This window comes from Cellulomonas sp., from assembly GCF_965229465.1.
Classification (GTDB): Bacteria; Actinomycetota; Actinomycetes; order Actinomycetales; family Cellulomonadaceae; genus Cellulomonas.
In genome coordinates this window covers 1,871,145-1,894,128 of record NZ_OZ245882.1, presented here as the reverse complement: position 1 = coordinate 1,894,128, position 22,984 = coordinate 1,871,145, and the positions used below count along the sequence as shown (strand labels likewise).

General features: G+C 68.5%; 16 protein-coding genes and 1 tRNA gene. 14 read left to right on the top strand and 3 right to left on the bottom strand.

Translation table 11 applies throughout. The annotated features are described in order from the left end of the window. Positions 1-369: 369 nt before the first annotated feature. From ACO06A_RS09190 to ACO06A_RS09170, 5 genes are read left to right on the top strand one after another with little or no spacing between them, the layout of a single operon-like run. Entirely contained in the window at positions 370-900 is a 531-nt protein-coding gene (locus ACO06A_RS09190; protein WP_421735703.1) for an NYN domain-containing protein, read from the top strand. Next, positions 897-3,110 carry an N-6 DNA methylase gene (locus tag ACO06A_RS09185; RefSeq protein WP_421735702.1) on the top strand — a complete coding sequence of 738 codons (2,214 nt, stop codon included), beginning with the start codon at positions 897-899 and terminating at the stop codon, positions 3,108-3,110. The genes ACO06A_RS09190 and ACO06A_RS09185 overlap by 4 nt, the downstream gene beginning before the upstream one ends. After that, a complete protein-coding gene (locus tag ACO06A_RS09180; protein WP_421735701.1) occupies positions 3,107-5,074 on the top strand; it encodes a type I restriction-modification system subunit M in 1,968 nt (655 codons plus the stop codon). The genes ACO06A_RS09185 and ACO06A_RS09180 overlap by 4 nt, the downstream gene beginning before the upstream one ends. After that, on the top strand, positions 5,074-6,405 hold the full coding sequence (locus ACO06A_RS09175) for a restriction endonuclease subunit S (protein ID WP_421735700.1): 1,332 nt from the start codon (positions 5,074-5,076) through the stop codon (positions 6,403-6,405). Before ACO06A_RS09180 ends, ACO06A_RS09175 begins: the two co-directional genes overlap by 1 nt. Beyond that, positions 6,402-9,398 carry a type I restriction endonuclease subunit R gene (locus ACO06A_RS09170; RefSeq protein ID WP_421735699.1) on the top strand — a complete coding sequence of 999 codons (2,997 nt, stop codon included), beginning with the start codon at positions 6,402-6,404 and terminating at the stop codon, positions 9,396-9,398. Before ACO06A_RS09175 ends, ACO06A_RS09170 begins: the two co-directional genes overlap by 4 nt. A 263-nt stretch (positions 9,399-9,661) precedes the next feature. Here ACO06A_RS09170 and ACO06A_RS09165 read toward each other — a convergent pair whose 3' ends face one another. Continuing rightward, the gene (locus ACO06A_RS09165; RefSeq protein WP_421735698.1) at positions 9,662-9,913 is read right to left on the bottom strand and encodes a hypothetical protein; all 252 of its coding nucleotides are present in this window, start codon (positions 9,911-9,913) and stop codon (positions 9,662-9,664) included. 547 nt (positions 9,914-10,460) lie between these two features. Between ACO06A_RS09165 and ACO06A_RS09160 the strand changes: the two genes are divergently transcribed. Together ACO06A_RS09160 and ACO06A_RS09155 are read left to right on the top strand one after the other, a co-directional pair. Next, entirely contained in the window at positions 10,461-11,378 is a 918-nt protein-coding gene (locus ACO06A_RS09160) for a hypothetical protein (protein WP_421735697.1), read from the top strand. After that, a complete protein-coding gene (locus ACO06A_RS09155) occupies positions 11,375-13,123 on the top strand; it encodes a hypothetical protein (RefSeq protein ID WP_421735696.1) in 1,749 nt (582 codons plus the stop codon). Before ACO06A_RS09160 ends, ACO06A_RS09155 begins: the two co-directional genes overlap by 4 nt. A gap of 234 nt (positions 13,124-13,357) precedes the next feature. Here the strand turns inward: ACO06A_RS09155 and ACO06A_RS09150 are convergent. After that, positions 13,358-13,440: transfer RNA gene (locus ACO06A_RS09150), tRNA-Leu, on the bottom strand. A gap of 180 nt (positions 13,441-13,620) precedes the next feature. On the opposite strand from ACO06A_RS09150, the gene ACO06A_RS09145 reads away from it, so the two are divergent. Genes ACO06A_RS09145 through pknB form a run of 7 tightly spaced genes read left to right on the top strand, consistent with a single transcriptional unit; the run spans position 13,621 to position 22,307 of the window. Then, a complete protein-coding gene (locus ACO06A_RS09145; protein WP_175348905.1) occupies positions 13,621-14,331 on the top strand; it encodes an FhaA domain-containing protein in 711 nt (236 codons plus the stop codon). Positions 14,332-14,340: 9 nt separating this feature from the next. Then, positions 14,341-14,862, top strand: a complete 522-nt coding sequence (locus tag ACO06A_RS09140; RefSeq protein ID WP_421735695.1) for an FHA domain-containing protein FhaB/FipA — start codon at positions 14,341-14,343, stop codon at positions 14,860-14,862. 4 nt (positions 14,863-14,866) lie between these two features. Continuing rightward, positions 14,867-16,177 carry a Stp1/IreP family PP2C-type Ser/Thr phosphatase gene (locus ACO06A_RS09135; protein WP_421735694.1) on the top strand — a complete coding sequence of 437 codons (1,311 nt, stop codon included), beginning with the start codon at positions 14,867-14,869 and terminating at the stop codon, positions 16,175-16,177. 10 nt (positions 16,178-16,187) lie between these two features. After that, positions 16,188-17,618 (top strand): FtsW/RodA/SpoVE family cell cycle protein, encoded by a 1,431-nt coding sequence (locus tag ACO06A_RS09130; RefSeq protein ID WP_421735693.1) that lies wholly within the window; start codon positions 16,188-16,190, stop codon positions 17,616-17,618. Then, positions 17,615-19,066, top strand: a complete 1,452-nt coding sequence (locus ACO06A_RS09125) for a peptidoglycan D,D-transpeptidase FtsI family protein (protein ID WP_421735692.1) — start codon at positions 17,615-17,617, stop codon at positions 19,064-19,066. The genes ACO06A_RS09130 and ACO06A_RS09125 overlap by 4 nt, the downstream gene beginning before the upstream one ends. Continuing rightward, positions 19,063-20,316: a serine/threonine-protein kinase gene (locus tag ACO06A_RS09120; protein ID WP_421735691.1), complete on the top strand. Its 1,254-nt coding sequence runs from the start codon at positions 19,063-19,065 to the stop codon at positions 20,314-20,316. Before ACO06A_RS09125 ends, ACO06A_RS09120 begins: the two co-directional genes overlap by 4 nt. Further along, positions 20,316-22,307 (top strand): Stk1 family PASTA domain-containing Ser/Thr kinase, encoded by a 1,992-nt coding sequence (gene pknB / locus ACO06A_RS09115; protein WP_421735690.1) that lies wholly within the window; start codon positions 20,316-20,318, stop codon positions 22,305-22,307. The genes ACO06A_RS09120 and pknB overlap by 1 nt, the downstream gene beginning before the upstream one ends. A gap of 50 nt (positions 22,308-22,357) precedes the next feature. Here pknB and ACO06A_RS09110 read toward each other — a convergent pair whose 3' ends face one another. Further along, positions 22,358-22,984: an aminodeoxychorismate/anthranilate synthase component II gene (locus tag ACO06A_RS09110; RefSeq protein WP_421736041.1), complete on the bottom strand. Its 627-nt coding sequence runs from the start codon at positions 22,982-22,984 to the stop codon at positions 22,358-22,360.

Sequence of the window (22,984 nt, the reverse complement as noted above, 5' to 3'; positions counted from 1 at the left end):
CCGGTCAACGACGACCAAAGCTCCGAGCCAGCGGTCCGACCGCGCCGGTCCACGCAAGCTCTCACTCGTGATCGCCGCGCTCTGGGCCGCCCCGACCGCCGGAGGTGCGCGGCTGGAGGCAACGCTAGGCAAGCTCATCCTGCGCCCCGGCCCAACGCCGACTTCCGCCGGCGGCGAAGCTTGGACGCCGTCCCGGCTGCCGTCAGCACGCAGGTCGGTTGTGAGCCCATCGCACTAGCTAGCGTCTGGCTTACTACCGCACAGCCCCTCCGAGGGGGTTTACACGCGAAACCTTGCACGAGTGTGGAATCCCGTGTACCTTCGTCCCCAGTGAGGGCTGTAGGGCTACCGAGACATGGAGGTCAGGTCATGAATGGGACGCAGATTGGCTGGAGCCCGTTTCCGCCGGCTGGACCGCGCACGCTGTTCATCTACGACATCGAGAACGTCATCGGTGCCGGTGCACACATCACCGCCGCGCAGGTCGGCCGCGCCCAGGCGCGACTGAACGCCGCGGTTCCGGTGCGGCCGGGGGACCACACGGTGATCGCGTGCAACGGGGCCAACGCCGCCGCGGTGCACCTGTCGTGGGCTGGGTCCGCTGACCGGCGTGTCCGCTCCGGTAGGGACGGTGCCGACGCGGCGCTCCTGGAAGCCATCGACGACGCGAAGTGGGTCGCGGCCCGCTACAAGCGCGTCGTGATCGCGACCGGTGATGGCGGGTTCGCCGAGGCCGTGGCCAGCCTCAAGGCCGCAGGCTGCACGGTGGTCGTCATCGCCCCGGATGTGGGCCTCTCCAAGCGCATGCGACTCGCTGCCGGTCCGCATCTCGTTCAGCTCGGATCTTCGGTCCCTGTGAGCTCCATCCACATGCATGAGTCGACCAGGGAGGTCGCGTGACAGTCACCACTCGCCAGACGCTCAAGAAGGCCCAGATCGCAGAGATCGCACGGGTCAGCCGCGTGACGGCCGGTAAGTGGGTCCAGCTCGAGGGCTTCCCGCCGCCCATCGATGGACTTGGCACGGTCAAGAGTCCTCAGTGGGATGCGGACGCCGTCTTCGCCTGGCTCGACGAGCAAAGGAAGTCGTACACGAGGCCCGACGTCGAGGCATCGCTGTGGGCGACGCTCAACGCGTGGCGCGATGCAGGGTTCGGCACGGGCGCGCTCGAACTGGCCGGGCCAGTCCTGTCGGTCGTGGCGTGGAGGTACGTCTCGGACCCGACCTCTCCAGCGTTCGTGGGTCTCCCCGACGCGCTTCAGTGGCGAGCGCTCACCCAGACCGCTCCTGAAGACGTTCCGCGGACCCTGGCAGAAGGGATGTCGCAGTTCAGCCAGTACGTCGAGGGCTGGCAGCAGCTTGCCTTTGAGCCGTTCCTCCGCAGCGGCTACCTGTCGCAGATCCGCGATGATCCTCGACTTGTGGTGCCGCTCGTGTACGCCCTCGACCGGTTCCGGGTTGAGGACCTCCCCGCCGTCTACGACGCGTTCGCCGAGAGACTCGACGCTGCCGCGGGCCGGGTCGGAGGGGAGTTCTCGACACCGCCCGGCCTCGTCGACCTCATCGCGGGTTCCGTCGCCGACATTCCAGGAACGGTCTACGACCCGGTTGCCGGAACTGGTCGCCTGCTCCTGGCCGTGGCGTCGCGCGGGACTGCCCGGACCCCGTTGACGGCCCAGGACATCAGTTCGATCTCCGTGGCGCGACTGACGCAGAGCGCGATCCTGGCAGGCGTGGCAACCCACGACCTCGACATTCGAACCGGCGACACCCTGGTGAACGACCAACTTCCTCCCGAGCACGCCGACGTCATCGTCATGCAGCCACCCTTCAGCGTGAGGCACGACGGCGACACAGTCTGGGACGCCCGCTGGGTATACGGGGCGACCCCCCGCAACAACGCAGACCTGCTCTGGCCTCAGGTCGGGTTGTGGCACCTGAAGGACGGTGGCCGGTGCGTCTGCCTGATGCCGATGGGCGCCGCGTTCCGCGGCGGCCAAGAGGCGAACGTCCGGATGGAGTTGCTCCGTGCCGGAACCGTAGAGGCGATCGTCGCGCTGCCGGCTCAGATGCTGCGCGGCACGTCCGTCTCCGCTGCGCTGTGGATCCTGGCGCGGCCCGGGCAGACCGCTGACGCTCACCGAGTGCTGTTCATCGACATGACCGATCAGGGGCGAGGTGGCCAGCGCGGATCTCTGGTCACCGTGGACGACACAGCCATCACGGATGCATTGCGTGCGTGGCGTCTTGAACGTCAGGTCCCGGAGGCCCTTCCCGCCGCCGCCGTCACGGTCGACGAGATCCTCGCCAAGGGGGGCAACCTGAACCCGAGGTTGTTTGTGCAGTCGGCCGAGTCTGTACCGCCGGCGCAGTCGTTCCGACAGAGCCTTGATGAACTCAAGAGCTCGCTTGACCGCACCGCCAAGACGCGCGCTCCATCGTCCGCGCTCCTGACCGAGCTCACGCGAGCGGTACCGAGGACCACGATCGGCGACCTGGCCAAGGTGCAGGGCCTTGAGATCCTGCGTCCCCGTGCGTCTACGCGGGAGCCCGAGCACACCACCGATGGTGTTCCGCTGGCGTCCCCCGGCTGGGTGCGCGAGGGCGGCGACATCCCCTACATCGAGGAGTCGAGCCTCGAAGATCTCGACGATGTCCTGACCACGCGCGCGGGCGACGTGCTCGTCACGGAGTCGTCTCGGCTTGCGGCCCGCGTCGACCGTGAGGGCGGCAAAGTCGTCCTCACGACCTTCGTCACGGTCGTGCGCATCCGCGACCATAACATCGATCCCGGCTACCTCGCCGCCGTCATTCCGACCATGACGAACCAGGAATCCCACATGGTCGGAACCACGATCAAGCGGCTCCGGATCCGCGACCTGCCGGTCCCAGTCCTGCCGATCGCCGAGCAGAGAGCGCTGGCGGCGTTGGCCGACGAGCTCGAAGAAGTCCAAGCCCGCGCCGTCGACCTTTCTCGCAAGAGCGCTGCCGCACTCGCTTCGCTTAGCGAAGCCGTCGGGGCAGGATCCATCCAGTACTCACCGCCCCGCGCCGATGCCACAAGACAGCACCAGCCCACCCGCACCAACCTCGAAGGAATGGCCGAATGAGCCCCGCCGCCAACGTCCCGAAGATCGCCTCGTTCATCTGGGGCATCGCCGACGACGTCCTGCGCGACCTGTACGTGCGCGGCAAGTACCGCGACGTCATCCTCCCGTTCACCGTCCTGCGCCGGCTCGACGCCGTGCTCGAGCCCACCAAGGCGAAGGTCATGGACCTGAAGAAGGTCCTCGACGACGCCGAGATCATCGAGCAAGACCAGGCGCTGCGTCAGGAGGCGGGCCAGGCCTTCTGGAACACCTCGCCGTTCACGATGCGCGAGCTGCGCGGCCGCTCCTCGCAGGCCCGGCTGCAGCAGGACTTCATGGCATACCTGGACGGGTTCAGCCCGAACGTGCAGCGCATCATCGACAACTTCGAGGTGCGCCAACAGATCACCAAGCTCGCCAAGGCCGACGCCCTAGGCGCCCTGATCGAGAAGTTCCTCGATCCGGCCATCGACCTGACTCCCGCAGGCTTGGACAACCACGCGATGGGCACCGTGTTCGAGGAACTGGTGCGTCGGTTCAATGAGGCGAACAACGAGGAGGCCGGCGAGCACTGGACACCGCGCGACGCGGTGCGCCTCATGACCCGCCTTATCTTCGACCCGATCGCCGACCAGATCCCCGACGGCACCTACACCCTGTACGACGGCGCCATGGGCACCGGTGGAATGCTCACTGTCGCCGAGGAGACACTCCAGGAGCTCGCCGCCAAGCGCGGCAAGCGGATCGTCACCAACCTGTTCGGCCAGGAGATCAACGCCGAGACCTACGCGATCGCCGTCGCCGACCTCCTGCTCAAGGGCGAGGGCGCCAACGCCGACGGCCTCGTCGGCGGGCCGGAGTACTCGACCCTCTCGAACGACGCCTTCCAGGGCCGGAGCTTCGACTTCATGCTCTCCAACCCGCCCTACGGCAAGAGCTGGTCCACCGACCAGCAGCGCATGGGCGGCAAGAAGGAGATTATCGACCCGCGTTTCATCGTGGACCTCGACGGCGATCCCGAGCTCAGCCTCATCACCCGCTCGAGCGACGGACAGATGCTCTTTCTGGCCAACATGGTCGCGAAGATGAAGAAGAACACCCCCCTGGGAAGCCGGATCGCCGAAGTGCACAACGGCTCCTCGCTCTTCACCGGGGACGCCGGCCAGGGCGAGTCGAACATCCGCCGGTACATCATCGAGAACGACTGGCTCGAAGCGATTATCGCCCTGCCGCTCAACATGTTCTACAACACCGGTATCGCGACCTACGTCTGGGTGCTCACCAACCGCAAGCCCGAGCATCGCAGGGGCAAGATCCAGCTCATCGACACCACCGACTGGTCCACGCCGCTGCGCAAGAACCTCGGAAAGAAGAACTGCGAGCTCGGCCCGGACGACGTCGACCGGATCATGCGGACCTTCCACGACTTCGAGGCAGCAGACGACGACGGCGACCGCTCCAAGGTCTTCGCCAATGCCGAGTTCGGGTACTCCAAGGTGCAGGTCGAACGGCCGCTGCGCCTGGCGGGCCTCAACCCCGACACGATCTACAGCACGGCCCAGATCAACAAGTTCCTCAAGGACGGCGCTGACCGCGACACGGACGCGGCGCCCGTGATCACGAAGGTCCACCCCATCGGCACCAAGCCGGATCCCCTGATCGGCCTGTTCGAAACCGAGCACCGCGGAGCGACCCGCGTCGTCTCCTATGCTCCCGACACCCAGCTTCGCGACTTCGAGCAGATCCCCCTTCTCGAGCCGGCCGGAGACTGGCGCGACGGCATCGAGGCTTTCCTACTCCGCGAGGTACTCCCGTACGCATCCGACGCCTGGGTTGACGAGTCGAAAACAAAGATCGGCTACGAGATCAGCTTCACCAAGCACTTCTACAAGCCGACACCCCTGCGCACCCTCGATGAGATCCGAGCTGACATCCGTGCGCTCGAAGCCGAGTCCGACACCCTCATCGCGGAGATCGCCAACTGATGTTCCAGGACCTCAAGCCGTACGCCGAGTATGCGACCAGCGAGTCGCCGTGGATTCGACGCGTGCCCTCGCACTGGTCAATGCCACGACTGAAGAGTGTCGTTCGCGAGCGGAGCGACAAGGGCTACCCGGACGAGCCGCTCCTCGCTGCGACGCAGTCACGTGGCGTCATCCGCAAGGACCAGTACGAGGCGCGCACGGTAGAGGCGACGAAGTCGCTCGAGACGTTGAAACTCGTGTGCATCGACGACTTCGTAATCAGCCTGAGGTCGTTCCAGGGTGGAATCGAGAGGGCCTACGCGCGAGGGATCATCAGCCCTGCTTACACCATCCTGCGTGCAAGTGAGGCAACGAGTCGGGGCTACCTCACATTGCTGTTCAAGTCGCGCCCGTTCATCGACGCGCTTTGTCTCGCCGTGACAGGGATCCGCGAGGGTCAAAACATTGAGTACCCACGCCTAGCTCGGGAGACGGTTCCCCTTCCTCCGAGGGACGAGCAGCGGGCGATCGTCACGTACCTCGCACACGCCCACCAGCGCGTCAACACGGCCATTACAGCGAAGCGTCGGCTCATCGCACTGCACGAGGAAGAGGCGAAGGTCATGATTGCGGAACTCCTTACGGGAGGACCGCACAACACGGTTCGAGCCGATGGCCTGCGTCCGATCCCACAGTCATGGCGATACGAGTCCGCCGCGCGGATCTGCGTGATCTCCACTGGTGTAGAGGACTCGGGAAATGCCGACCCGAATGGTGCGTACCCGTTTTACGTCCGAGGCCGTGAGGTGTTGAAGTCGAATAACTACCTCTTCGATGGAGAGGCAGTCATGACCCCGGGCGACGGCCAGGGCGGTACGGGGAAGGTCTTCCACTATTTCGACGGGAAGTTCCAGGCACATCAGCGCGTCTACGTCCTCAAGGACTTTGAAGGCGTCCTAGGCCGTTACTTCTTCTGGTACATGTCGATGTACTTCCGGGAGCATGCGCTCTCCAACAGCAACACGGTGACCATGGAATCACTGCGTCGGCCCGTTCTCGCGTCATTCCCGGTTGCGCTCCCGCCGATTGCCGAGCAGGCGAAGGTCGTCGAGCGTGTCGAGTCCTTGCGCGCCCAGGTCGACCGGCTGGTCGAGGTCGCGAAGCGCGAGATTGCACTCTTGGAGGAGTTCCGGACACGACTCACAGCTGACGTTGTCACCGGTCAGGTTGACGTGCGTGCGATTGCCGCGACGCTTCCGGGCCTGGATCTCGAGGCAGCACTGGCGTCGGCCGTCGAAGTCGACGACGTGATCCGCGACGATGCCAACGATGACGGAATGGAGGACGAATGAGCGTGGCGCAGATGAACGAAGAGGGCCTGGAGGCCGTCGTCGTTAAGCAGATGGTTGTGGCTGGTTGGAAGCAGGGAATCATTGCCCCTGCTCTTGCGGTCGTCGACTCCGCGCGGCGGGTCGACGTGTCGTTCGCACCTGGCTACGGGCTAGACGTCCGACAGCTCGCCGCGTTCCTGCAAGAGTCCCAGCCCGCCGTTGCTGAGGCGGTCGGCCTAGGGGCGGCGGACTGGGCGACGGAGAGCCCCGCGCGTACGAAGTTCCTCGCCAAGCTCCAGGGCGAGATCACGAAGGACGGCATCGTCCAGGTCCTGCGCCGCGGATTCGGGCACGGTTCAGTGCCGCACGTCAGCTTTTACTACCCGATTCCCACGCCGGGCAACACGATGGCCGAGGCTCTGCACGCGGCGAACCGCTGGGTCGTCGCCCGGCAGGTGCACTACTCGCCGATCGATGCTGGCAAGTCGCTCGACCTCGTCACGTTCGTCAACGGGCTGCCCATCGCGACGTTCGAGCTAAAGAACTACATTACCAAGCAGACAGTGGCGGACGCGGTCGCGCAGTACCAGGTTGATCGCAACCCGAAGGAGCTGCTGTTCCAGCCCGGGCGGTGCCTGGCGCACTTCGCGGTCGACGACAAGCGTGTCAGGTTCTGTGCCGAGCTCATCGGCCCCAAGTCGTGGTTCCTGCCGTTCGACACGGGTTACCAGCACGGCGCGGGCAACCCGCCGAACCCCGACGGGCTGATGACGGACTACCTGTGGCGCCAGATCCTCGCTCCGCCATCCCTGGCTGACATCATCGAGAACTACGCCCAGGTCACGACCACCAAGGACGCGAAGACGGGAAAGAAATCCCGGAAAACGGTCTTCCCCCGCTACCACCAGCTCGATGTCGTGCGCCGCCTGCTCGCCGACGTCTCCGCCCACGGCGCCGGACGCCGGTACCTGATCCAGCACTCAGCCGGGTCGGGCAAGTCGAACTCGATCGCTTGGTTGGCCCACCAGCTCATCGAGGCGACGTATGACGGTTCGAACGCCGTCGACTCTGTGCTAGTGGTGACGGATCGGCGCGTGCTTGACGGTCAGATCAAGGAGACCATCAAGTCCTTCACGCAGGTCGGGTCGACCGTTGCGCACGCCGAGCACGCGAGCGATCTGAAGACCGCGATCGAGGCAGGCAAGCGGATCATCATCACGACGGTCCAGAAGTTCCCGTACATCGTCGGGAGCCTGGGTACCGACCACCGTGGCAGGAAGTTCGCCGTCATCATCGACGAGGCGCACTCGTCGCAGACGGGCAAGGCAGCGGCTGCGCTCTCGGGGTCCCTGTCCGGCGAGGGGGCGCAGGGTGAGGACGAGTCGGCTGAGGACATGCTGCTGCGGATGGTCGAGCAGAAGAAGCTGCCGGCCAACGCCTCCTACTTCGCGTTCACCGCGACCCCTAAGAACAAGACGCTCGAACTGTTCGGCGACCCCGTGCCCGGTGAGGTCGGCAAGCGGCCGTTCCACTCGTATACGATGAAGCAGGCGATCCAGGAGGGCTTCATCCTCGACGTCCTCAAGGGCTACGTGCCGATCGAGAGCTACTACAAGCTCGTCAAGACCGTCGAGGACGACCCCGAGTTCGACGCAACGAAGGCCTCGAAGAAGTTGCGCGCCTACGTCGAGGGACACGAGACCGCGATCCGCAAGAAGGCGGAGATCATGGTCGACCACTTCCACGCGCAGGTGATCGGCAAGCACAAGATCGGCGGCAAGGCCCGCGCGATGGTGGTCACCAAGACGATCGCCCGTGCGATCGACTACTACGAGGCGATCCGCGACTACCTGGCCGAGCGAGGCAGCCCGTACAAGGCGATCGTGGCGTTCTCCGACTTCGAGCGAGACGGCAAGAAGGTCACCGAGGCCGACTACAACGGCTTCTCCGGCAAGGACATCCCGGCACGGATCCAGGAGGACCCATACCGGATCCTCGTCGTCGCCGACAAGTACCAGACCGGGTACGACGAGCCGCTGCTGCACACGATGTACGTCGACAAGCCCCTGTCGGGCGTGCTCGCGGTCCAGACGCTGTCCCGACTCAATCGTGCCCGGCCCGGGAAGACCGACACCGCGGTGCTCGACTTCGCCAACACCGCCGACGAGATCCAGGCTGCGTTCGAGGACTACTACCGCACGACGGTCCTCGTCGGCGAGACCGATCCGGACAAGCTGCACGACCTGCAGGGCGCACTCGCGCGCGCCGGTGTGTACACGGACGAGCACGTCGACCGGTTCGTCGCCCTGTTCCTGGACGAGAGCGTCGACCGGTCCCAGCTCGACCCCATCCTCGATCACTGCGCGGCTGAGTACATCGAGCAGATGGACGAGGACGAGCAGATCGAGTTCAAGAGTCAGGCCAAGGCCTTCGTGCGGACGTACTCGTTCCTCTCGCTCATCCTGCCGTTCAGCAACGTGGGCTGGGAGAAGCTGTCGATCTTCCTCGGCCTGCTCATCCCTAAGCTGCCTGCGCCTGAGGAGACCGACCTCTCGGCCGGCATCCTCGAGACCATCGACATGGACTCGTACCGCGTCGAGAAGCGCGAGGAGGTCGCCATCACCCTTGCTGACGCCGAAGGCGAGTTGGAGCCGGTGCCCACGAGTGGGGGCGCCCACGCCGTCGATCTCGAGCTCGAGCGTCTCTCGGAGATCCTCAACCAGTTCAACGACCTGTTCGGCAACATCAACTGGGACGACGCCGACCGGATCCGGGACCGGATCATGATCGAGATCCCCGAAAAGGTCCTCGCCGACGAGGACTACGCCAACGCCCGGGCGAACAACGACGCCGACAACGCCAAGCTCGCCATGACCGCCGCCCTGGCCAAGGTGATGCAGGGCATGCTCCGTGACGAGACCCAGCTGTTCAAGCAGTTCGCCGACAACGCGGACTTCAAGTCCTGGCTGACCGACGCGATCTTCCGCTCGACGTACGAGAAGGGCGCTGCCTGACCGCGCCGGGATGGCCTGCCTAACCCGCGGCGCTCGCCGCCAGTGGCGCCACAGTGGCCAGGGCGAGGTACGTGATAGGTGCGCTGGCCTACTTCTCAGACCCGCCGCTGGAGCGCGGTCTTGACACTGCCGCGCAGGGACTCGACCTCGACAGGGTGTGCGATGACCTGATCCCACCGCCAGCTCGTGCTGGTGGCGGAACGAGCGCGACGACGGGGGTGCCGGCCTTCGCCGTCGCTGCCGACGCTGCTCGCGGGAGCGGATCAGCCTCGTCCACGTGCGCGTCTGAGGAACGTGTCGATCTCCTCAGCGGCGCCGTCGGCTCGTACGCCGAGCGCGTGGGCCGCGCGAGCGGTCCGCTGTGGCATCTCGGCGCCGAGCTCGCGCAGGAAGCCCGTCGTCAGGCCCCGGAGTTCGCGCACCGCGCGATCGAGTCGTTCTAGCTCACCGGAAGCGATCGTGACGGTCTCTGATGGGTGCGGCTTCAGGCGTGCGTCGTACTCGGGGTAGGTCATTCCGGGATGGTCTCGTACGGCCTTCCACTTGGCCTGGTAGTACGCCCGCCGCTTCTGGCGGTGGTCAGGGCAGTACCAAGACCGCCCCTCGCGCAGGCGGTGCCAACCGGTGTCGAAGCAGTCGACACACCACGACGGGTCCCAGCGCGACGATGCGCGCTTGCGCGGTGTTCTAGACACGATAAATAGCCTCTCACCTGCGTATATACCGGAAGAAGTGGTTGCTGAAGCGGGCTCTCGCCGGCTACCGTTCCAGATCCGGTCGACGTGGAGTCGACAGTTTAATCCTCCAATCGACAGTTCTGTACCTCCACGTCGTCAGGGTTGGACACGTACACCACGACCAACCGGCAAGCGAAAGGCGCCGCCCGCAGGCGACGCCTTTGCTGACCGGCGGAGCGCCAACTCCGTCGCCGTGAGGCCCCCAACCACCACAGGTAAGGAACCACCGCGTTGACCGTAACTACCACGACACCACTGCCGCCAGCGCTCGGCGCCGTCCAGGCCCCGGCGGTGCACGATGCCTAGGCCGTCCCAGCCCGGACCTGTGACTCTCGACGACCTCCGCGCGGCGACGGCCGGGTACCGGCCCAATGGTGCCGGCCGCGACACGTGGGACGAGATCGGCCCGTTCGTCCGCGACGCCGTCGTCAATGGCGCATGCACGTCGCTCTCGGGGACCTACGTCACGCTTCGCGCGATGACTTCGTTCGTTGTGTGGGCCCGTGGTCTGGGCATGCCGCTCGACAAGGAGGTGATCCTCGACGAGGCGACGGTCGAGCGGTTCGTGGCGACGGGTATGCCAGGGATGAACAACGGGACCCGTGCAACCTACGCGTCGACACTCCGCCGCGTGGGCAAGGCATGGACCGTCAGGGCGTACTGGTCGCCCGACGCCCCGCGGTTCCCCCACACCCGCTTGGCGCCGCCCTTCACGGCAGCCGAGATTGACCGCCTGTGGGATGTCGCTGCGACGCAGCAAACGCCCGGACGCTCCCGTGGGGCTCTGGCACTGATGTCGCTCGCCTGGGGCGCCGGCCTCAAGGCGCACGAGGTCGCTGCCGTGCGCGCGGAGCACGTAGAGGTTCGCGGCGACGTCGTGCTAGTTCACGTCGGCGGCGCCCGTGCCAGGACGGTTCCAGTACTACCGCGCGCTCACGCAGCCTTGCTGAACCTGTGCTCCGATTACCCCGACCGCCAACTATTCGCTGACATCACGGCGAGCCGGACTGCCGCCTCTCAGGTCTCGCGCCACATCGAGATCCCACCCCGCGCGCCAGCGATGGACTCGCCCCGGCTGCGGACGACCTGGTTCGTCGCACTCCTCAACGCCGGGCTCCGGCTCTCCGAGGTGTTCGCCTACTCGGGCATGCAGTCGACGAGCGGGCTGCGGGACATCCTCCGCTACATCGAGCGGCGCGAGGACGCCGTCGTCTTCGATGACATCGCGAGGTGGTCTGCATGAACGACTTCGCCCCGCTCGATCGACACCTGGCCAAGCCCGGACGGCACAGCCCGCAGCGCGCGTACAAGATCGCCAGCAAGATCGTTCAGCGGTCGGGACTGGCCCACGCGTTCCGGGAGAGCATCGACAGTCCGACAGGCCGACCGATGGACGTCTCGTGGCACGAACTGATGACCATCTTCATCGTCCACGGCATCACGAAGACCGACATGCACCTCACCCGGGTCGAGGAGACCGCCACGGAACTCATCGCGGCCCGGCTGGTCACCGGCACCAGAACTGGACGCGTGACCTACGACCACATCGCCAACAACCTTCACCGGATTCAGGCGCACCTCGCGGCCGGAACGGTGGCATCAGCACATCACCACCGATGGGTGGACAAGCGGAGCGGTGAACTCCCTCCGTGCCCGGATACGTGCGGCGGCGGCCGACCGATCGGCCCCGACGAGTTCTCTTCGATCCTGCTCGACGCGTCCGTGCCCGAGGGCGTCATCGACACCACGAGTTGGGCCCTCGACTCGACCGACTTCGAGACATGGGGTGCGCGCCGATCCTGGCGCAGGCGTCCCGACATCGCACCAGGTGAAGACCAGCCCGACAAGGCAGACTCGGCCCCCGACCGAAGCACCGATGAGTGGCCGAGGACCGGTGCCGACGGTCGCGACCAACACTCTCTCGACCCGGAGGCACGGGTCGGCTACAAGTCTGGGAAGAACGGTGCGCCGAAGTGCACCTTCATGGGATATGACAACCACATCATCGTGCCTGTTCCAGCACCGGGCGGCCGTCCCGTCCCACACGTCGCGCTGAGCCTCGTCACGGCACCGGCCGGCTCGAGCAAGGCGAGCGCCGGGCTTCGCGCCGTGGATGCGGTGAACTCGATCGAGACTCGCTCCGTCAAGACGCTGCTGTCCGACCGCGGCTACACGTTCCGACTCGCCGAGGACTGGGCGTTGCACCTGGTTGGCCGCGGCATCGAGTCGATCCACGACCTGCACACCTCGCAGCTCGGACAGCGACCTGGACCCAAGCCCGGAACGGTCTGGGTCGACGGCACCCTGTACTCGTCCGCTCTCCCCACCCGCTTGCGAAAGTTGAACCAGTTCACGCTCGGCATGGCCGACGAGGCGAAGCGTGAGTTGCAGGAGCAGTACAACGAGCGTCTGCCCTACCGGTTCGACGCAGTGCCTCACGGAAGTCGGCCCGGATCGCAGAGGCTGCGCGGACCTGCACTCAAGAAGCACGTGCGATGCCCCAACACCCCGCGGTCGATGCGCGCGAACTTCGACCGGCCGACTACGAACTGTGTCCTGGGCGAGGAATGCGGGTGCGGCACCACCGTCGTCGTGCACGCTGAGGAGCAGGCGCGGGAGCGTCAGCGCATCCCGTTCGGAACGACCGAATGGGCTGCCAGCTACGGGCGACGCTCAGCGATCGAGCACTTCAACGCGGAGATCAAGGGCAACCGCGGCGTCCGCATCGAACGCGGCTTCACGCGCGTCTACGGCGCGGTCAAGAACCAGGTGCTCGTCACGTTCGCACTCGTCGGTGCCAACGTCCGCCTCCTGCGCGACTGGCACATCTGTCGGTCGATCGCTGACCCATGGATGGCGCTGATCGACGACACCGACGACCCGGACTGGTCCGTCGCACACGCAAGGTTCAAGAGGCGACAGCCACGCGTCCGGGCATTCCACGAGGCCTACTACGCCTCGAGAGGCAGGCCACTCCAAGCCGCCTGACCACCGCAACCGAACAGTTCGACCACCAGCCCGTCACCAGCCCAGGTGAGCGGGCCGGTTGTCGTATGCGGAAACGGCGCAAAGCCCGAGCGGGGACAGTCAAACGGAGGTAATAGCACGCTAACGTGCTAACCAAGCCAAGAGCTGGCCCCGGACGCAGAAACTCCCGGCAGGATCTAGTCCTGCCGGGAGTTATCCGGACTGCTGGGCCTTGGTTGTCCCAAGACCCCTGTGTGCGCGAGGGGGGATTTGAACCCCCACGCCCTTTCGGACACTGGCACCTGAAGCCAGCGCGTCTGCCGTTCCGCCACTCGCGCGCGCCGCAGAACACTAGCACGATCGCACCGGCCGCCCGACCAGCCCACAGAGGCTCCGGGCTCGCCGCGCGCACATCACCCGTCATACGGCCCCGTACCGGTGGGTCACGGATACGATCAAGGCGGATTGCGGGCGTCGTGCCTGCACGCAGAAGCGCACGAGGGACGGGGGAGGTGGCTGTGGGCATCCTTGACAGGTTCGAGAACGGCGTCGAGCGCGTCGTCAACAACGCCATCGCCAAGGCCTTCAAGAGCGAGCTCAAGCCGCTCGACCTCTCCAGCGCGCTGCGTCGCGAGGTGGACGACCGGGCAGCCGTGGTGGGTCGAGACCGGACGGTCGTGCCCAACGAGTTCACGATCGAGCTCGCGACTGCCGACTACGACCAGGTGGAGTCGTGGGGTGCGGAGGCGTTGGCGGACGAGTTCGCCAACAACGTCACCGACTACGCCGCGAGCCAGCGGTACGCGTTCGTCGGACCCGTGACCGTGTCGTTCAGCGAGGACAGCGCGCTCGAGGCCGCGCGGTTCCGGGTGCACAGCGCGACGGTGCGCGGAGCGGTCGCCCCGGCGTCGGCGACGTCGGCACCCAGCGCGCGGCATCCCCTGGTCGACATCGACGGTCAGCGCTACATCCTCACCGGCCCGGTCACGGTCATCGGCCGCGGCTCGGAGGCGGACATCATCGTGGACGACCCGGGCGTCTCCCGTCGCCACCTGGAGATCCGCGTGACGTCCGACGGCGTGGTCGCCACGGACATGGGCTCCACCAACGGACTGTTCGTCGAGGGCCACCAGGTTCCGGCCGCGACGCTGCTGGACGGCAACACGTTGACCATCGGCCGCACCCGGATCCTGTTCTGGACCGGCGGCGAGCCGGACCCGGACGAGTGACGCCGGCGCATGAGTGAACTGACGATCACCCTGCTGCGGCTGGGTTACCTGGCCTTGCTGTGGGTGCTCGTGCTCTTCGCCATCGGGGTGCTGCGCCGCGACCTGTACGGCACGCGGATCACCGACCGTCGCCGACGCAAGGCCGTCCCGGCGGTCGCCGCGGCGGTCGCGACGGAACCTGCCAGGCCCGAGACCGCGCCGACGCCGATCCGCACCCCACGGTCCACCCGGGGCGGCGCGGGGCCGAGCCGGCTCGTCGTCACCGAGGGTCCGCTGCGCGGCACGATCGTGCCGCTGGGGACGTCGGCGGTGCTCATCGGCCGTGCGCCCAGCTGCACGCTCGTCCTGGACGACGACTACTCGTCGTCGCGGCACGCACGGATCTTCCCGAAGGGTGGCCAGTGGTTCGTCGAGGACCTCGGATCGACGAACGGGACATTCGTGGCGGACCAGCGCGTCGAGGCTCCGACCCCCGTCCCGACGGGTACACCCGTGCGCGTGGGCCAGAGCGTTCTCGAGCTGCAGAGGTAACCCGGTGACCGTCGCACTCAGGTATGCGGCGCGGTCCGACGTCGGACTCGTGCGCTCCAACAACCAGGACTCGGCCTACGCCGGTCCGCACCTGCTCATGGTCGCGGACGGCATGGGCGGGCACGCCGGGGGCGACGTCGCCTCGTCGGTGGCCGTCGCCGCGTTCGCGCCGCTCGACGGGGAGTCGCACGGTCCCGACGACGCCCTGGACGAGCTGGAGGCGGCGCTGGCCGACGCCCGCGACGAGATCATCGCGCGCAGCGACGCCGACCCGGACCTGTCCGGCATGGGGACGACCGTGCTGGCCATCCTGCGCGCCGGCAACAAGCTCGCGATGGTGCACCTGGGCGACTCGCGCGGCTACCTCATGCGCGACGGCGTGCTCACGCAGGTCACCACCGACCACACGTTCGTGCAGCACCTGGTGGACATCGGCCGGATCACGCCGGAGGAGGCCGAGCACCACCCGCAGCGCTCGGTCGTCATGCGGGTGCTGGGCGACTTCGACCCCGAGGTCACGCCCGACCTGTCCGTCCGCGAGGCGCGTCCGGGCGACCGCTGGCTCCTGTGCTCCGACGGCCTGTCCGGCTTCGTGAGCGCGGAGACCATCGAGGAGACGATGGCCGCGATCGAGGACGTCGACGCCTGCGCGGACCGGCTGGTCCAGCTGGCGCTGCGCGCGGGCGGCGGCGACAACATCACCGTGGTCCTGGCGGACGTCATCGAGCTGGACGCGGTCGCGGACGGGGCGGGTCCGACGACGAACGCCACCGTGGTCGGTGCCGCCGCGCTGAACCGCAACGCCCCGACGGCCGCCGCCGACGGACCGGCAGCCCGCGCGGCCGGCCTCACGCGCGCGGCGCAGGCGGAGGTCGCCACGGACGAGACGGCAGCCGCGCCGCCGGCCGCCGACGAGGACGACGAGCAGCTGCCGCCCCCGCGGCGTTGGCGCTCGGTCGTGGCGTGGGTCGTCGTGGCCGTGGTGGTCCTCGGTGGTGCCGGCATCGCGTACGGCTGGACGCAGACGCAGTACTACGTGGGCGTCGACGCGCAGGAGGTCGTGATCTTCCGCGGGCTCCCGCAGAACTTCGGCCCCGTCCCGCTGTCCTCCGTGGTGGAGCGCACCGGCACGGACCTGGAGGACCTCGCGTCGGGCTACCTGCGCGCGCGCGTCGAGCAGACCATCCACGCCGACTCGCTGGACGACGCGCGCCAGCTCGTGGCCATGCTGGAGGAGGACACCTCTCCGCCCAAGTCGTCGCCTTCCTCGACTCCGTCCCCGTCCGTCACCGTCACCCCGACGGTCGCCCCGTGAGCCGCGCGTGATGGCTACGGTCCAGCCGCACCGCGTGCGGGCCGGCCGCGGTGTCGAGCTCGGCCTCCTGCTGCTCGCGCTCGTCATCGGCGTCGCCTCGTACGCGCTCGTCGGCGTCGGCACCACCGACAAGGTCCCGCCGGACGTCATCGGCTACGGGGTCGGCATGGCCGCCCTGGCCATCGGCATCCACCTGGTGCTCCGCTGGCGCGCCCCGTTCGCCGACCCGGTGATCCTGCCGATCACGGTGGCCCTCAACGGCATCGGGCTCGCGATGATCTACCGGATCGACTTCGCGTACACCGCCCGGGGGCGCGAGGACACGTTCGCGCAGCGCCAGCTGGTGTGGACGGCCATCTCGGTGGTGCTCGCGGCGGCCGTCATCGTGCTGCTGCGCGACCACCGCACGCTCCGGCGGTACACCTACACGGCCATGCTCGCCGGTCTCGTGCTCGTGATGCTCCCCCTGGTCCCCGGCCTGGGCGTGCTCATCAACGGCGCGCGCATCTGGGTGCGCGTGGGCGGGGTCGGCTTCCAGCCGGCGGAGTTCGCCAAGATCGCGTTCGCCATCTTCTTCGCGGGGTACCTGGTCACGCACCGGGACACTTTGGCGCTCGCCGGGCCCAAGGTGCTGGGCCTCCAGCTGCCGCGTCCGCGGGACCTCGGGCCGATCCTCATCGTCTGGGGCGCGTCGGTCGCGGTGCTGGTGCTCGAGCGCGACCTCGGCACCTCGCTGCTGTTCTTCGGCCTGTTCGTCGCCATGCTCTACCTGGCCACCGAACGACTCAGCTGGGTGGTCATCGGCCTCCTGCTGTTCATCGTCGGCGCGGTGCTCGCCGCGAGCGCGTTCTCGCACGTCGGCGCCCGTTTCGACGCCTGGTTGCACGCCTTCGACCCGGTCGTGTTCGACCAGAGCCCGGGCGGCTCCGGTCAGCTGGTGCGCGGGCTGTTCGGCATGGCCAGCGGCGGGCTGTTCGGCACCGGGTGGGGCCAGGGGCGGCCGGACCTCGTGCCGTTCGCGGAGTCCGACTTCATCGTCGCGTCGCTCGGCGAGGAGCTCGGGCTGACCGGGCTGCTCGCCATCCTGCTCTGCTACGCCATCCTCGCGGAGCGCGGCATGCGCACCGCGATCGGGGTGCGCGACGGGTTCGGCAAGCTGCTCGCGGGCGGTCTGGCGTTCATCGTCGCCCTCCAGACGTTCGTGGTGGTCGGCGGCGTCACGCGGATCATCCCGCTGACCGGCCTGACCACACCGTTCATCGCGTACGGCGGCTCGTCCCTGGTGGCCAACTGGGTGATCGTCGCCCTCCTGCTGCGCATCTCCGACGAGGCTCGGCGCCCGGCACCGTCGATGAAGCCGTCGCTCACGCCGATCAGCGGCACCCCGGCGGTCGTCGGCGATGACGACCAGCCCACCGAGATCATGCGGGGGGTGCGGTGAACACGCCCCTGCGCCGCCTCGCGACGGTGGTCCTCGTCATGTTCGTCGGCCTCATGGCCAGCGCCACCTGGGTGCAGTACTTCCAGGCGGAGCGGCTCAACAACGACAGCCGCAACGTCCGCACGCTCTACCGCGAGTTCGGCAACGCCCGCGGGCCCATCGTGGTGGCCGGCGACGCGATCGCCCTGTCCACCAAGGTCGAGGACTCCTACGGCTACCAGCGGTCCTACACCGCGGGCGAGCTGTACTCGACGGTGACCGGGTTCTACTCGGTCGTGAACGGCCGCACCGAGCTGGAGCGCGCGGCCAACGACGACCTGACGGGCCGCGGCGACCGGTTGTTCTTCTCCCGGATCCGGGACCTGCTCACGGGGAGCCAGCCAGAGGGCGCCGCCGTCGAGACCACGCTCCTGCCCGCCGCGCAGCAGGCCGCGCTCGACGGTCTGGCCGGTCAGCAGGGCGCCGTCGTCGCGATCGAGCCGTCCACCGGCAAGATCCTCGCGCTCGTCTCGACGCCGGGCTTCGACCCGAACCTGCTCGCCTCCCACGACATCGCGGCCGCCGGTGCTGCGTACCAGCAGCTGGCCTCCGCGGAGGGCAACCCGCTGCGCAGCAACGCGACGCAGGAGCGGTACCCGCCCGGCTCGACGTTCAAGCTGGTCACCGCCGCGGCGGCCCTGGAGAGCGGGCAGTACACGCCGCAGACCACCCTCCCCGCGCCGGTCCAGCTCACGCTCCCGCAGACCACCGCGACCATCGGCAACTTCGGCGGCGGCGGCTGCGGCACCGACCCGATCACCTTGGCCGACGCGCTGCGCGTCTCGTGCAACACCGCGTTCGGACAGCTGGGCCTCAACGTCGGCGCCGACGCGCTGCGCACCCAGGCGGAGCGGTTCGGGTTCAACGACCCGAACCTGACCATCCCCATGAAGGTCGTCGAGAGCGTGTTCCCCGACGAGATGAACGCGCCGATCACCGCCCAGTCCGCGATCGGGCAGCGGGACGTCCAGGCCACGCCGATCCAGATGGCGATGGTGTCCGCGGCCATCGCCAACGGCGGGCGGCTGATGACGCCGTACGTCGTGCAGACCGTGCGCTCGGCGGACCTGCACCGGGTGTCCGAGACGAAGCCGGACCTGTACTCCACCGCGATGTCCCCCGGCTCGGCCGCGGCGCTGCGGGACATGATGGTCGGCGTCGTCGACAGCGGATCGGGACAGGCCGCGAAGATCCCGGGCGTGCAGGTGGCGGGCAAGACCGGCACCGCGCAGACCGCCGACGGGCAGGCGCCGCACGCCTGGTTCACCGCGTTCGCGCCCGCCGACGCCCCCCGCGTGGCCGTCGCCGTGCTCGTCGAGCACGGCGGGAACGCCGGGAACGAGGCCACCGGCGGACGGATCGCCGCGCCCATCGCGAAGGCCGTCATCGAGGCGGTGCTGGGCTCGTGAAGACAGCAGCGGGTCTCCTGCTCGGCGAGCGCTACCGGCTGGTCCGGCAGATCGCCGTCGGCGGCATGGGCGAGGTGTGGGAGGGGTACGACGACGCCCTCGCCCGCCCGGTCGCGGTCAAGGTGCTGCGCTCGGAGTTCGCCGGCGACCGCGGGTTCCTGGAGCGGTTCCGCACCGAGGCCCGCAACTCCGCGTCCCTGTCGCACCCGAACATCGCGCAGCTGTTCGACTACGGCGAGCAGGAGGGCTCCGGGTTCCTGGTCATGGAGCTCGTCGTCGGCGAGCCCCTGTCCGACCTGCTCGAGCGCGAGCCGGTGCTGCCCACCCGCCGCCTGCTGCCGATCCTGGCCCAGACGGCCCGCGCGCTGCACGCCGCGCACCTGGCCGGGGTCGTGCACCGGGACGTCAAGCCCGGCAACATCCTGCTGGGCCGCGGCGGCCGCGTGAAGATCACCGACTTCGGCGTCTCCCTGGCACGCAACCAGGTGAACATGACCGCCACCGGCATGGTGATGGGCACCGCGCAGTACCTCTCGCCCGAGCAGGCCGTCGGCAAGCCCGCCACCCCGCTGTCCGACCTGTACTCGCTGGGGATCATCGCGTACGAGGCGCTCGTCGGGCACCGGCCCTTCACCGGGCCGACGGCCGTCGACATCGCCGTGGCCCACGTGAACAACCCGGTCCCGCCCCTGCCGTCGAACGTCGACAAGCAGCTCGCCGCGCTGGTCATCCGGCTCCTGTCCAAGGAGCCGACCGCGCGGCCCGCCTCGGGTGAGGAGCTCGCGCAGCTGCTGGACAAGATGGTGCCGCGCACGCCGCCGTCGGGGATCCCCGTCCTGGTCAGCAAGTACCAGCGCACCCCGGACACGTTCGCGACCGCGGTGGCGTCGGGCGGCACCCCGTCGGAGGCGCCCCCGCCGTCCTACCCGCCGCGCCGGACCCGGCGTGCCGACGAGCCCACCGGACGCGCCGCGGCCCGGCGGGCGTCGACGACCACCGGGGTGCGCCTGGGTCGGACGGGGCGCCTGTCGTGGCCCTTGCTCGCACTGGTGCTGCTGCTGATCGGGCTGCTCGGCGCGGCCCTCGCGTCGCAGCTCATCAAGGCGGACGGGCCACCGGTCGACCAGACCAGGCTCGCGGCGGCGGTCGACCATTACCCTCGTGGCGACGCCCTCGATGGGATGATCACGGAGAACGGGTCCGCAGCGCTCGCCGCAGGCCCGGCATCGACGGAAGCAAAGGACGCCTAGTGGTGGACGACGGATCCCGCACCCTCGCCGGACGGTACGAGGTCGGCGAGCTCATCGGCCGCGGCGGCATGGCCGAGGTGCACATCGGGCACGACACCCGGCTCGGTCGCACCGTGGCCATCAAGATCCTGCGCTCGGACCTGGCCCGCGACCCCTCGTTCCAGAACCGGTTCCGCCGCGAGGCCCAGTCCGCCGCCGCGCTGAACCACCCCGCGATCGTCTCGGTCTACGACACCGGCGAGGACGTCTTCACCGAGCCCACCGGCGTCGTCGCGCACGTGCCGTTCATCGTCATGGAGTACGTCGAGGGCCACACGGTGCGGGACATCCTGCGCGACGGCCACGCGGTGCCCATCGAGGAGGCCGTGGAGATCACGGCCGGCGTGCTGTCCGCGCTGGAGTACTCGCACCACGCCGGGATCGTGCACCGGGACATCAAGCCCGCGAACGTCATGCTCACCCCGACGGGCGCGGTCAAGGTGATGGACTTCGGCATCGCCCGCGCCATGGCCGACTCCGCCGCGACGATGACCCAGACCCAGGCCGTCATCGGCACCGCGCAGTACCTCTCCCCGGAGCAGGCGCGCGGCGAGACCGTCGACGCCCGCTCCGACCTGTACTCCACCGGCTGCCTGCTGTTCGAGCTGCTCACCGGCCGTCCCCCGTTCATCGGCGACTCGCCCGTGGCCGTGGCCTACCAGCACGTGCGCGAGGCCGCCCCGGTGCCCTCGACGTTCGCGTCGGACGTGCCCGACACCCTCGACCGCATCACGCTCAAGGCGCTGGCCAAGGAGCGCGACTCCCGCTACTCCAGCGCCGCCGAGTTCCGCTCCGACCTGGAGGCCGCCGTCCGCGGCGGTGCCGTCGGTGCGCCGGCCGTGGGGGCGCTCGCCGCCACCGCGCTGATCGCGACCCCTGCCACCGAGGCCACGCAGGTCATGGCCCCACCCGTCGCCACGACGCAGGCGATGCCGCCGGCCACCTCGCCGTGGGCGTCCACCGGTGCGGCGGTCACCACGACCGGCCTGCTCGACGAGGAGGAGGAGAACAAGCGGCCGTGGCTGCTCCCCCTGCTCATCGGCATCGCCGTGCTGGCGGTCGCGGGCATCGTGGCGCTGCTGATCGCCAACTCGCTGAAGAACGACGCCCCGGAGGCGATCGTCGTGCCGTCGCTCGCCAACATGACCGAGGCGGAGGCCAAGGCGAAGATCGAGGGGCTCGATCTGCTCTTCGTCCGCGCCGAGGAGGCGTCCGACACGATCGTCCCCGGCAATGTCACCAAGACGGACCCGGCGGAGGGCACGGAGGTCAAGGCCGAGGACGCCGTCACCGTCTACATCTCCACCGGTCCCGCCAGCCTCGCCGTCCCGGACGTGTCCGGCCGGACCGAGCAGGAGGCGAGCGACATCCTCACGGACCTGGGTCTGGTCGTCGCGGCCAACCGCCAGGACGACGACAACCCCGCCTTCCCGCAGGGCCAGGTCACCAAGACCGACCCCGCCTCCGGCACGTCGGTGAGCGCGGGATCCTCCGTCACGCTCTTCGTGTCGACCGGGAACGTGCTCGTGCCCGACGTGGCCGGCAAGACCAAGGCCGAGGCGACGCAGATCCTCAACGACGCCAAGCTGCAGGTCAACACCTCGTCGGTCGAGTCCGCGACCCAAGCACCCGACACGGTCGTCGCGCAGGACGTGCCCGCCGGGACGCCGGTCAAGCAGGGCCGGGTCATCAACCTGCAGATCGCCACGGCGCCCACCACGGCGACCATCCCGAACGATCTCGTCGGCAAGACCTACGAGCAGGTGGTGGCGCAGCTGCAAGGGCTCGGGCTGACCAGCTTCAACCGGATCGACGACCAGTCCGAGGCCCCCGTCGGCACGGTGATCCGCACCGATCCCACCGCGGGCGACGAGGTCGAGCTGGACCAGCAGATCGACATCCACGTCGCGAAGGGGCCGGGCAACAACCCGGCGCCGACGCCCACGAAGTAGCGCCACGACGAAGGGGCCGTCCCGGTCGGGACGGCCCCTTCGTCATGCGGTCAGAGGCGGACGAGCGGGTGCAGCCCCGCGGAGCGCGCCACGGCCTGGTCGTCGCCACAGATCTGGAGCCAGTTGGCCAGCAGCCGGTGGCCGCCCTCGGTGAGCACGGACTCGGGGTGGAACTGCACCCCGTGCAGCGGGAGGCTCACGTGCTGCAGGCCCATGATGATCCCGTGCGCGGTAGCCGTGACCTCGAGCTCGTCGGACACCGTGTCGTTGACGACCGCGAGCGAGTGGTACCGCGTGGCGGTGAACGGGTCCGGCAGTCCGGCGAGGACGCCCTCGCCCTTGTGCTCCACCTGGCTGGTCTTGCCGTGCATGAGCTCGGGTGCGTGCGTGACGGTCCCGCCGAACACCTCGCCGAGCGCCTGGTGGCCCAGGCACACGCCGAGCATCGGCAGACCGGCGTCGGCGCAGTCGCGGATCACCTGCATGCTCTGGCCGGCGTCGGCCGGGGTGCCGGGACCGGGCGACACGAGGACGCCGTCGAACCCCACCCGCTCCTCGACCGGCGGCACGGCGTCGTTGCGGACGACGACGGTCTCGGCGCCCAGCTGGTTGAGGTAGCCGACGATCGTGTAGACGAACGAGTCGTAGTTGTCGATCACCAGGATCCGTGTTGGCAC